The sequence below is a fragment of the Roseovarius sp. MS2 genome (assembly GCF_051447875.1).
Lineage (GTDB): Bacteria > Pseudomonadota > Alphaproteobacteria > Rhodobacterales > Rhodobacteraceae > Roseovarius > Roseovarius mucosus_A.
Map to the genome: position 1 here is coordinate 3,396,685 of NZ_JBKHVF010000001.1, position 11,124 is coordinate 3,407,808.

The window sequence follows — 11,124 nt, forward strand, 5'->3', positions numbered from 1 at the left end:
CAAGAATGCTGCGGCTGCTTTGCCTAGTCCTCTGTCTGGCGTTGGGCGCGGCAGTTGCTGTGCCCGATACCGCGCTTGCGCAGGGGCAGCATACGCCTGACGCGGTCGATTATGTGACGTGGGAGGAACTTGCGGCCGATGCCGACGAGATGCTTGCCAACGGCGAGGCCTCCACCGGGCAACTGGAAAACATGCGCGCCCAGATCAACGGTTGGCGGCAACAGTTTGTTGAGATGCAGGGCTTGAATTCCACTGCGATCCGAACTGTGCGCGATCAAATCGCCGCCTTGGGGCCCGTGCCCGAGACCGGCGAAGAAGCCGAGGACATCGCAGCGCAGCGTGCGGAACTTAACCGGCGTCTGGCCCGGTTAGAGGCACCGGTGAAGCTGGCCGATCTGGCGCGCAGTCGCGCCGATGGGCTGGTCACGAATATAGATGGGGCGATCCGTGACCGGCAGACCCAAGCGCTTTTGCGGCTTGGGCCATCGCCGGTCAATCCGCTGCATTGGCCGACAGCGGTCAAGGAACTGTACCGCGCGGTGGATACCGTCCGGGCCGAGACGGCGACCAATTGGCAAAGCAGCTTTCGGCGCACGCGCTTTCAGGGAAACTTGCCGGGGGTGATTGCTCTGGGTCTTATCGGCCTTTTGCTGATGACGCGGGGCCGGGTTTGGACAATGCGTCTGGCGGCGCGCGTTTTGGGCGACACACCGACCGCCGGACGCCGTCTTGCGGCCTTCGCAATTTCGTTTGGCGAATGGTTGTTGCCCTATCTTGGGGTGATTTCCATTGTCGTGGCGGGTGTTCTGACCGGGATTTTGGGGTCCAAGGGAAACCTTGTGCTCGAGTCGCTGCCCGCGGCGGCCTTTATCCTTCTGCTGGCGCGTTGGTTGTCGCTACGGGTCTTTCCCCGCGATGACCGGCAGTTGCCCTTGCTCACGCTTGGCCCGTCCGAGCGCGCCACCGGGCGGCTTAGTGGCGGCTCTCTTGGATTGGTGGTTGCGGGGTTTGCCTATGTGCAGGACCTCGCCGATGGGTTTGATTGGTCCGAAGCGGCCCGCAATGTCATGATCTTTCCGTTGATGGTGCTGGCGTCGCTGCTGTTGCTGCGGCTTGCGCGGCTCTTGATGCGGCACAGCAAAGCGGCGGCGAACGAGCCCGAGACAGAGCTTACGTTCCGCAGCAAGCTGGTGCGTATTCTCGCGCGTGCGCTCTGGGCGCTGGCGCTGCTTGCGCCGCTTTTGTCCGCGATTGGCTATATGTCCGCCGCCGAGGCGATGATGTTGCCTGCTCTCTTGTCGTTGATGATGATCGCGGCGCTGCTGCTGGTCCAACGGGTGCTGTCCGAGGTCTATATCATGCTGCGTGGCAACGCGCAGAGCATTGATGACTCGCTCTTTCCGGTGCTTCTGGGCTTTTTCCTCGTGCTCGGGTCGGTGCCGGTTTTTGCCCTGATCTGGGGCGCGCGGCCTGCACAATTGCAAGAGGCGTGGCTAAGTTTCACCCAAGGGGTCAGTTTTGGCGGCATCACGCTATCGCCCACCGGCTTTCTGATCCTTGCTGTGGTCTTTACCCTTGGCTATCTGCTGACCCGGCTCATTCAGGGCACGCTCAAGAATGCCATTCTGCCAAAAACCAAGCTCGATATGGGCGGGCGTAATGCCATCGTGTCGGGCGTTGGCTATGTCGGGATTTTCCTTGCGGCGTTGGTGTCGATCACGGCGGCGGGGATTGACCTGAGTTCACTGGCCATCGTTGCGGGTGCGCTGTCGGTGGGCATCGGGTTTGGTTTGCAAAACATCGTGTCCAACTTTGTATCCGGCATCATCCTTTTGATTGAGCGGCCGATTTCCGAAGGCGACTGGATCGAGGTCGGCGGGCAGCATGGCTATGTACGGTCGATCTCGGTGCGTTCAACCCGGATCGAGACCTTTGACCGCACGGATGTGATCGTGCCGAATGCCGATTTCGTCAGTGGCACGGTCACGAATTACACACGCGGCAATACCGTGGGCCGGGTGATTGTGCCGGTGGGGGTGGCCTATGGCACAGACACGCGCCGGGTGGAAAAGATCCTGCGCGACGTGGCCGAGGCACATCCAATGGTGCTGATGCAGCCACCGCCGACGGTGCTGTTCCAGAATTTCGGCGCAAGTTCGCTTGATTTCGAGATCCGGGCGATCCTGCGCGATGTCAACTGGGTGGCCAGTGTGAAATCAGACATGAACCACGAGATTGCCCGCCGCTTTGCCGAAGAAGGCATCGAAATTCCCTTTCCGCAACAGGATGTATGGTTCCGCAACGCCACTGCAGAGGCGAAAGAGCCCAAGGCCCCGGTCAAACCCAAGACGAGCCAAAGCCCAGCCGCCCTGACAGAGGGCGATGTTGAGGGCGAGGGAGACGGTGACGGGCGATGACGACACCCCTTTTTCGGCTGGACGCCTATCAAACCGAGGCGACCGGCGTCGTTGTGGCGCATACCCCAGAGGGTGGGATCGTGCTGGACCAGACGCTGTTTTATCCCATGGGGGGCGGACAACCGGGCGATAGCGGGCGGCTTATGTGCCAAGGGCGCAGCCTGCCCATTGCCACGGCCGTCAAGGCCGAGGGGGAACAGATCGCGCTGGTGATGGCAGAACCTATGGCCTTGCCGCCCATCGGCACGGCCCTGCGGCAAGCGATTGACTGGCCCCGGCGGCATCGTCTGATGCGGATGCATACGGCGCTGCATCTTTTGTCGGTGGTGATCCCGCTGCCGGTCTCGGGCGGGGCCGTTGCCGAGACGCGCAGCCGCCTTGATTTCGACATGCCCGAAGCGCCAGAGGATCGCGAGACGCTGGAAGACTACCTTAATCAGCTGGTGGATCAGGATTTGCCCGTGACCGAAGAGTGGATCACCGATGACGCGCTGCGCGCCAATCCGGGGCTGGTCAAGACCATGTCGGTGGCGCCACCCATGGGGTCTGGCCGGGTGCGTTTGGTGCGGATCGGGCAGGGGACGGATCAGGTTGATCTGCAGCCCTGCGGCGGTACCCATGTGGCACGCACGGGCGAGATCGGGCGGCTTCGCCTTGGCAAGATCGAAAACAAAGGCCGCCACAACCGCCGGGTTTATCTTCACTTGGAAGATTGAGCGCGTTCAGCCCTTTGCAAAGTCTGCGATGGCTTCGGTGAGGCAATCGAGGCTGTCGGTATGCGGGGCCGTTGCGGGCAGGGCATCTGTCATCAAGGACAGTTCCGTACACGCCACCAACAGGTGATCGGCCCCATGGGCCAAGAGCGCCTCGGCCTCTTGGGCGAGCTGTGGCTTGAGGGTTGCCAGTGGTTCCCCCGCCTTGACCGCGCGGATAATCGCGAGAATTCCACTGTCATCGGGCAGGAACACCGGGGTCAGCCCATGGGCGGCGAAGGGCGCGGCAAAAACATTCGCCAGCCGGGTTGCGGGTGAGGCCAGCATCCCGACCCGTCGCGCGCCTTGGCGGGCGAGCGACTGCGCCGTCAGATCCAGCATGTTGAGAAAGGGCAGGGGCGTGGCGGCCACAACGGCGGGCGCGTAGTGATGCGCGGTGTTGCAGGGCATCGCCAACGCCTCTGCCCCCGCTGCCTGCAGATCGCAGGCCATGCGGGCCAGAACCGGGCCGGGGTCTTCGCCGGTGCCCTCGATCAGCGCCTTGATCCGGCTGGGCACCTGCGAATTCTGATGCACGATGAGCGGAATATGATCGCTATCGTCGCGCGCGGGCACGGCGGCCAGCAGTTTTTGCATCAAAAGCACGGTCGCTTCGGGGCCCATGCCCCCCAGAATGCCCACGGTTCTCATCTGGCGGTCTTATCCTGTCGATGTTGCCGCGCGGTCAATCGGACCTGTGCGGATGTCTGCGCTGCGGGCATGCCCCTCCATCCGTTCGGCGCGGCTGAGGCTGGCGGTCACGCGCGCAAGATCAGGCAGCGCGCGGTCGTCCACCTCTTGCCAGGTGACGGTTTTCAGGAACTTGTGCACCGATAGGCCCCCGGTATAGCGCGCAGCCCCAGAGGTGGGCAAGACATGGTTGGGGCCTGCCGCCTTGTCGCCAAAGGCAACGGTCGTGTTTTCTCCAAGAAAGAGCGAGCCATAGGCCTGCAAGCGCGTGCGCCACCATGGCAGATCGCGCGCCTGCACATGCAAATGTTCGGGCGCTTTGGCATCGGCATATTGCGCCATGTCCTCGGGCGTATCGCACAGCACCACCTCGGCCAGATCGCGCCAAGCGGCGGTGGCGGCGGCGCGGTTCGGCTCTGGCAGGCTGGCGATAAGGGCCGGGGCACGGACCATCACGGCCTCGGCCAATGGCCGATGCGTGGTCGCGAGCCAGACCGGCGAATTCGCCCCATGCTCCGCCTGTCCAACCAGATCGGCGGCGACGGTTTCGGGATCGGCCGTGTCATCGGCAAGAATGAGGCTGTCGGTCGGGCCTGCGAACATATCGATGCCGATGGGACCAAAGAGTTGGCGCTTGGCCTCGGCGACATAGGCATTGCCGGGTCCGACCAGAATATCGGCAGGCGGTGCGCCAAAGAGGCCAAAGGCCATGGCCGCAACCCCCTGCACCCCGCCAATGGTCAGGATGCGCGTGGCCCCTGCCAGATCCATCGCATAGAGCATGGCATCGGGAATGCCCTGATCGCCGCAGGGGGGCGAGACGGCGGTGATGTCAGCCACGCCCGCCTCGCGCGCGGTGGCGATGGTCATCAGTGCCGAAGCGATATGGCTATAGCGCCCGCCGGGCACGTAACAGCCCGCCGCCCCAAGGGGTATCTGACGTTGCCCGGCGCGCAGTCCGGGGCGCAATTCAATCTCCATATCCTGTGCCGTGGCGCGCTGTGCGGCGGCAAAGCGCGAGATATTGTCATGCGCCCATTGGATATCCGCCTTGAGCGATGCGGGCACACGGGATACCGCGGCGGCAACCTCGGCGTGGGTCACGGTGATGCCACCCTGCCAGCCATCAAGCTGCCGTGCATATTCCAGCGCCACCTGTGCGCCGCCTGTGCGCAACCGGGCCAGCATGATCTGGACGGTATCGGCCACGTCATGGGCGGTGTGCGGCGGCTCTCCGGGGGCGGTCTTGAGCGGGGTGATCGGCATGGTGGCAACTCCTTTGACCCAAGGAATGGGGGGCGTTGCGGCCAACGGCAAGGGATTTGCCGATGTAAGGATCGGCTTTTTCCAGCGGCTGAAAGCCGGTTTCGGGATTTCCGAAAAAGGCCTGTGCCGATCAGCCCCGCCTGCGCTTGGGCGCGTCGAGATCCTGATCGGTTTCGGGCAGGCCTTCCCGCGACAGCAAGACGGCGATGGCGCGGAAACCCGGCACATGGCTGCAGACGATCATCAGCGCCACCATAATCGGCACGGCCAGAAACATCCCCGGTATTCCCCAGACCGCCGCCCAGAACGCTAGGCTGATGATGATGCCAAACGAGGAGACGCGCAGCGCGCGGCCCATCAGCATCGGGTCAATGATATTGCCGTTGATAAACTGAATGATCCCCACGATCAGGAAAATCACCAGCGCCGTGGTGCCATCCGCCAGTTGCACATAGGCCACCAGCGCCACCAGCACCGTGGCCACAATCGAGCCGATGGAAGGGATATAATTGAGCACGAACGTCAGGATGCCCAATGCCCCGGCAAGATCGAGCGCGAAAAACTGCGCCACGCCATAAACCATGAGGCCTGTCACGACACTGACCAGCGTTTTGACCAGCAGGTAGTAATTTACCCGGTGGATGATCGAGCTGATGATGCGGCCCACCCGTTCGGCCTTTTTGGCATCGCCAAAGAGGCTTTCGAGTTTGGTTGTGAACCAAATCCGCTCGGCAAAAAGAAAGCCAACAAAAAGGATCACCAGCACTGTGCCCTGCATGATCCCCCCGGCCTGACCGGCCAAGGCGCGCAGATAGCCCGCCACATCAAGGGTCGAGACCGCATTGAACACCGCCTCTTCGGCATCAGGCCCGAGCCAGGCCACCATGGCGGATATCGCCTGTGGCGCGCGGTCGGTATAGGCCAGCGTGGTCGACAGCACCGTGTTGATCTGCGACAGGATAACCGCCGAGAGGCTGAGCAACGCCGCCGAAATCAGCAAGAGCGCTACGATGCTGGCCAGCCAGTTGGGCACGCGCACCGGCCCAAGGCGCACCCGCGCGATCGAGGTGATGGCATCCGAGGTAAGGCTGAACAAAATGATCGCCGTGGCCAGAGAAATCAGCAAGAACCGCGCCTGCACCAAGAGAAACAGCACCACCGCAAAGGCGATGATGATCTGCGCCACGGTGCGGATGCGCTGCAACTCTGGCGTGCTCTGGCCGGTAGGGCGCGTGTCTTGGTCTCTTGGTGTCACCGTCTGGCCTGCTTCTGATTTGGATAGGATGCAGTATCGGGAATATCGCGTCGGCTGACAATCGCAGAACGTGGCCTTTCGCCTATAAAATCAGGTGTTTCCGCCGCCTGCCTTGATTTGTAGCGGGTCTCAGACCTCCCCAAGGATCAGATCCGCGGCGCGCCAAGCCAGCATCATGGTGGGCGCGTTGGTGTTGCCTGACGTGACATTGGGAAACACCGAGGCATCGACCACCCGCAACCCCGTGACCCCATGCACCCGCAGCTGTGGGTCGACCACGGAATGCGCCGGATCGCGTCCCATGCGGCAGGTTCCGACCGGGTGAAACACGGTGCCGCAGCGTTTGCGGAAATCGTCCAGAATGGTGGCATCGTCCATGGTCCGCAGATCCTGATACATGGCACTTTCGACCAAGGCGGTCAGTGCTGCCGTGGACATGATGCGCTGACACAGGCGTCCCCCCGCAATCACCTGCGCGCGGTCTTCTTCGGTCGCGAGCGAATTGGGTTGAATGAGGGGCGGCGCCTCGGGGTTGGGGCCGCTGATGTCGATGCGGCCTCGGCTGGTTGGGCGCGAGGGCTGGAACGAGATGATGAACCCCGGAAACGGATCGGGGCGCACGACCGAGCGGGTGCCCGCAGGCGTGGTCGTATAGGTGACAGGGTTGAAATAGAGCTGTTGATCGGGATGGTTCTGCCCCGGCTTTGAGCGAAAATAACCGCCACATTGATTGACCGAGAGCGACAGGGGCCCGCGCCGCGTCAGTGCAAAACGCAGCGCCGCGCGCACCTTGCCCATGAAGGGGGCAAGATCGTTGTTGAGCGTCGGTTCGGTGGCGCGGAAATAATAGTTGATTCCAAGATGATCCTGAAGATTGCCGCCCACATGGGTGCAATCGCGCAATGGCGTGATGCCATGCTGGCGCAACATATCCGCCGGGCCGATGCCCGAGAGCTGCAAAAGGCGCGGCGAGGTAACGGCACCCGCACTCAGGATTATCTCGCGCCCCGCGCGCGCAACGTGGCTTTGCCCGCCGCGACGGTAATGAACGGCGACCGCCCGGCTGCCGTCAAATTCGAGGCGGTCCACCAAGGCCCCTGTGACCAACGTCACATTCGGGCGTTTCAGCGCGGGTTTGAGACAGGCGCGCGCCGAAGAGTTGCGCAATCCGCCCGCAGTGTTGATGCGGTAAACGGTGCCGCCTTCGCCACTCGGGTCGTTGAGATCGTCAGTGCGCGGCAGACCCAATTCATCAAGCGCGGCAAAGTAATGCCGGTTGACCGGGTGGATCTGGTCCGAGACATCCTGCACCGTGATCGGTCCGCTGCCGCGCCGTGTGCCATCGGGCGAAACCTGCGTCTCTAGGGCGTCATAGGTGGCACGAACGGTGCTCCAGCCCCAGCCGGTGGCACCCGCCGCCACCCAATCGTCGAAATCGTGGGGCAGGCCGCGAGCATAGACCATCGCGTTGATCGCCCCCGATCCGCCCACCGTCTTGCCGCGCGGCCAGTAACCGCGCCGCCCATCGAGCGCCTCTTCCGGTTCGGCCTCGTATTTCCAGTTCAGACGCTCGTCAAAAAAGGTTTTGCCATAGCCCAGGGGCAGGGCGATCCAAGGGCTGCGCCCACGTCCCCCGGCCTCAAGAATCAACACACGGTGCCGCCCATTGGCACTCAGCCGGTCGGCCAGTACCGACCCCGCCGAGCCAGCGCCGACGATGATATAGTCGTGGTCTGTCACGTTTCGCCTGCCTTTGCCTTTTGCTCGCGCGCCAGCGTTACAAATCTGCCCCCGCCCCGGAATGTCGGAAAACGCCAAGCCTGACAGTTTTCCGACAGAACCTTGTGGCAGGTCGATGTCAAGCGCTTTGCTCTTTTCCCGCCCTGGCATGCATTCTCCCCCTTGCAAACCCCGTCCCCCTGCGGCTAGAACCCGCCCGATGGAGCGGTGGCCGAGTGGTCGAAGGCGCACGCCTGGAAAGTGTGTAGGCGGGGAACCGTCTCGAGGGTTCGAATCCCTCCCGCTCCGCCACCCACCCCTATCTCTGTCAGCGCAGTCGTTTCTTCCCTGTTTTCCCCCGTTTTTCCGGGGGCTTGGGCGGTGCCATCTGCCAGAGAGACGACCGTAATCTCTCGACCTGACACGATTTCCCCGCACCGTCTCCGGCGGCAGCATCACGCGCTTCGGTTGGGCCCAGTTCTCCCTGCTAACAGGGAATTTGCAGGGAATTTTCCCGGAATCTGGCCTCTTGCCTTATTTTCGACTGAGAATCCGCAAGCGTTATCAGGAGCTTACAGGCAAATTCCCTACGCAAGATAACAGGGAAAATTTTCGAGATTATCAGGGACGTTTTTCGCAGGAACAGTGAACGCCGCCCGCAGATCAGGGATGCCGTGCGCCGCGCCCAAACCCGTAGAGCCTCGCCTGCATGTCCCAGTCGAGGGGCACCGGTTTCCGGATGATCCGTTCGAGCGTCAGGTCGGCCGGCTGGCGCCCGTCGAGGATGGCGCCCTGGATCGCGGGCGCAAGGTAGGCCAGTTGCGCCCGGGTGCGGATGTAGGACTCGGAGTGCCCAGTTGAGGCCGCGATGTCGCCCAGAGGCCTGCCCTTGCGAAGATCGGCCACCCAGGCATGCGCCTGGGCAAGGGCGCGCAGCAGGGTGCGATCAGACTGCGGCTCGCGGTCCCCGACGATGATCTTGCCCTCGACGCCCCGACGGCGCAGGGCGAAGGGCGCGTCGATCGTGACTGCCGCCGGATCGATCGCGTCGGGCTGCAGACCCAGCGCCTCGCCGAGCGCCTTGGCCTGCAGCCGCAGGGTGATGCGGTTCCTTCCGATGGTCCCGTCGGCCAGAAGCGCGGCAATCCGGTCGGGCGCGCCATCAGCGAGCTGACCGGCGAGGTGGCGCAGCTTGTCCTTCACGGCCTCGGACTGCTGCAGGTCTGCTTCGGCGCAAATCCGGTGGTCGCGGGCGAAAGCGACGAGGTGCCGCCTGATAACATCCGCCACGGCCTTTTCAAGCGCCTGAGCGGGCAGACGCCATCCGTGGGGATCCGTCCCGCCCGAGATCAGCCGGTTCGAGACATAATATCGGATCTGCCGGCCATGCCGTTGTGTATGTGTTGGGGTCAGCCGATCACCTGTGTCGTCGCGCAGCTTGCCGGTCAGAAGGGCGACGCGACTCGTGCCCAGATGATCCGCATCACCTTTTCGGCCCCGCGGGCGCGCGCTGGCGGCCTGGAGCTTCGACTGGACCCTGCCCCACAGGTCCTCGTCGAGGATCGGCGCATGCTGTCCGTCCCAGACCAGGTCTTTGTGGCGTATCTTGCCGATGTAGATCGGGTTGCGCAGGAGCGCATAGATCTGGCCCCGCGAGAACGGCGTACCGCCCTGGACCCGCCCGGACCGGAAGCTGTGCCGTTTGGATCGCAGACCGACGTGGTTCGCGCGCCGCATGACGGCGTTCAGGCAACCGAGGTCATCGTAGAGCGCGAAGATCGCCCGGACGGTTTCCGCCTCGTCCGCGTTGATCACGAGACCCCGGGTCTTCGGATCCGGATGCGGGTCATAGCCCAGCGGTGGCACGCCACCCATCCAGAGTCCCTTCTTCTTGGAGGCCGCAATCTTGTCGCGGATCCGCTCGGCCGTGACCTCGCGTTCGAACTGGGCGAAGGACAACAGAACATTCAGAGTCAGCCGCCCCATGGAGGAGGCGGTGTTGAAGGCCTGGGTGACCGAGACGAAGGAACAGCCGGCGGCATCGAAGCGCTCGACGAGCTTGGCGAAGTCGGCAAGCGAGCGGGTCAGCCGGTCGATCTTGTAGACCACCACCATCTGCACCTGCCCCGCGTCGATGTCGGCCAGCAGGCGCTGGAGAGCGGGCCGCTCCAGTGTTCCACCCGAGATGCCGCCGTCATCATACCGGGTCTTGCCGGCGACCCAGCCTTCGTGCCGCTGGCTGGCGATGTAGGCGGCACAGGCCTCGGCTTGCGCATCGAGCGAGTTGAAGTCCTGATCGAGCCCCTCGTCGGAGGATTTGCGGGTGTAGACGGCACAGCGGATGCGCGGCGGGCTCATGGTCAGGTCGACCGTTTCAGGCCGAAGAACCGCGGGCCGGACCACCGAGCCCCGGTGATGGCCCGGGCGACGGGCGAGAGCGAGGCGTAGCACTGCCCTTTCCAGAGGAACCCGCCCTCGACGACATCGACCACGTGGGTCACGCCGTTCCATTCCCGGATCAGGCGCCCTCCGGGCTTCAAGGCGGGGCTGGTCGTGCCCCGGTCGTCGCGGGCCGCGTTCTGCAGCTTGCCGACAAAGCCCTTGGGCAAACCGCCGTGCTGCCGGACCTGCGTCTCGAAGGCCAGGTAGCGGCGCAGGAAGGGGCTGCTGAGGCGCTTCGGGACGGGGGTGCCGAAGACCGCGTCCCAGGCGGCGCTCAGCGCCGCCCGGTCCATGGTGTCGATCTCCGCGACGGTGAGCCTCATGCCGCGCTCTCCGGTCCGCCGGTGATGCGGTAGACCGTGTCACCGCCCGGCTTGGCCGACGCGGCCCGGTCGATCCTGTATCCGGCCTTCCGGAGACCACTCAGCGCCGCCCGGACCGAGTGCGGTTGCCAGCCGGTGGCGGATTGCAGGGTGGCAAGATCGGCGCCGGACTTGCGGCTGAGCAGTTTGCGCAGGATCGCGGCCTTGGTCTCGCTCGGGGGTGTCGATGGGGATCTGGACATTTTGGCTCCTCGGTGGTG

At 63.8% G+C, this 11,124-nt stretch carries 9 protein-coding genes and 1 tRNA gene; 3 read left to right on the forward strand and 7 right to left on the reverse strand.

The annotated features are described in order from the left end of the window. Positions 1-5 precede the first annotated feature (5 nt). Positions 6-2,417 carry a DUF3772 domain-containing protein gene (locus tag ACLGGT_RS16630; RefSeq protein WP_008280842.1) on the forward strand — a complete coding sequence of 804 codons (2,412 nt, stop codon included), beginning with the start codon at positions 6-8 and terminating at the stop codon, positions 2,415-2,417. Further along, positions 2,414-3,133 carry an alanyl-tRNA editing protein gene (locus ACLGGT_RS16635; RefSeq protein WP_437196916.1) on the forward strand — a complete coding sequence of 240 codons (720 nt, stop codon included), beginning with the start codon at positions 2,414-2,416 and terminating at the stop codon, positions 3,131-3,133. The genes ACLGGT_RS16630 and ACLGGT_RS16635 overlap by 4 nt, the downstream gene beginning before the upstream one ends. A 6-nt stretch (positions 3,134-3,139) precedes the next feature. Here the strand turns inward: ACLGGT_RS16635 and ACLGGT_RS16640 are convergent, their stop codons facing one another. From ACLGGT_RS16640 to ACLGGT_RS16655, 4 genes are all read right to left on the reverse strand, one after another. Continuing rightward, positions 3,140-3,820 carry an aspartate/glutamate racemase family protein gene (locus tag ACLGGT_RS16640; protein WP_151979274.1) on the reverse strand — a complete coding sequence of 227 codons (681 nt, stop codon included), beginning with the start codon at positions 3,818-3,820 and terminating at the stop codon, positions 3,140-3,142. A gap of 9 nt (positions 3,821-3,829) precedes the next feature. Beyond that, entirely contained in the window at positions 3,830-5,125 is a 1,296-nt protein-coding gene (hisD, locus tag ACLGGT_RS16645; protein WP_008280845.1) for a histidinol dehydrogenase, read from the reverse strand. A 130-nt stretch (positions 5,126-5,255) separates the two neighbouring features. Next, positions 5,256-6,311 carry an AI-2E family transporter gene (locus ACLGGT_RS16650; RefSeq protein ID WP_008280846.1) on the reverse strand — a complete coding sequence of 352 codons (1,056 nt, stop codon included), beginning with the start codon at positions 6,309-6,311 and terminating at the stop codon, positions 5,256-5,258. A gap of 198 nt (positions 6,312-6,509) precedes the next feature. Next, entirely contained in the window at positions 6,510-8,120 is a 1,611-nt protein-coding gene (locus tag ACLGGT_RS16655) for a GMC family oxidoreductase (protein WP_437196919.1), read from the reverse strand. Between the two features lie 201 nt (positions 8,121-8,321). On the opposite strand from ACLGGT_RS16655, the gene ACLGGT_RS16660 reads away from it, so the two are divergent. Continuing rightward, positions 8,322-8,411 (forward strand) — tRNA-Ser (locus ACLGGT_RS16660). Between the two features lie 351 nt (positions 8,412-8,762). On the opposite strand, the gene ACLGGT_RS16665 is transcribed toward ACLGGT_RS16660, so the two are convergent. Genes ACLGGT_RS16665 through ACLGGT_RS16675 form a run of 3 tightly spaced genes read right to left on the reverse strand, consistent with a single transcriptional unit; the run spans position 8,763 to position 11,106 of the window. Continuing rightward, positions 8,763-10,457 (reverse strand): recombinase family protein, encoded by a 1,695-nt coding sequence (locus tag ACLGGT_RS16665; protein ID WP_437196921.1) that lies wholly within the window; start codon positions 10,455-10,457, stop codon positions 8,763-8,765. 2 nt (positions 10,458-10,459) lie between these two features. After that, positions 10,460-10,864, reverse strand: coding sequence for a DUF2924 domain-containing protein (locus tag ACLGGT_RS16670; protein WP_437196923.1), 405 nt, complete (start codon positions 10,862-10,864; stop codon positions 10,460-10,462). Then, on the reverse strand, positions 10,861-11,106 hold the full coding sequence (locus ACLGGT_RS16675; protein ID WP_437196925.1) for a DUF3489 domain-containing protein: 246 nt from the start codon (positions 11,104-11,106) through the stop codon (positions 10,861-10,863). Before ACLGGT_RS16675 ends, ACLGGT_RS16670 begins: the two co-directional genes overlap by 4 nt. Positions 11,107-11,124: the final 18 nt, after the last annotated feature.

What these genes read in the sequence shown, in the direction of transcription:
- ACLGGT_RS16640 (WP_151979274.1), bottom strand. Translation starts at nt 3,820, where the DNA reads ATGAGAACCGTGGGCATTCTGGGGGGCATGGGCCCCGAAGCGACCGTG.
- hisD (WP_008280845.1), bottom strand. Translation starts at nt 5,125, where the DNA reads ATGCCGATCACCCCGCTCAAGACCGCCCCCGGAGAGCCGCCGCACACC.
- ACLGGT_RS16670 (WP_437196923.1), bottom strand. Translation starts at nt 10,864, where the DNA reads ATGAGGCTCACCGTCGCGGAGATCGACACCATGGACCGGGCGGCGCTG.
- ACLGGT_RS16665 (WP_437196921.1), bottom strand. Translation starts at nt 10,457, where the DNA reads ATGAGCCCGCCGCGCATCCGCTGTGCCGTCTACACCCGCAAATCCTCC.
- ACLGGT_RS16630 (WP_008280842.1), top strand. Translation starts at nt 6, where the DNA reads ATGCTGCGGCTGCTTTGCCTAGTCCTCTGTCTGGCGTTGGGCGCGGCA.
- ACLGGT_RS16635 (WP_437196916.1), top strand. Translation starts at nt 2,414, where the DNA reads ATGACGACACCCCTTTTTCGGCTGGACGCCTATCAAACCGAGGCGACC.
- ACLGGT_RS16675 (WP_437196925.1), bottom strand. Translation starts at nt 11,106, where the DNA reads ATGTCCAGATCCCCATCGACACCCCCGAGCGAGACCAAGGCCGCGATC.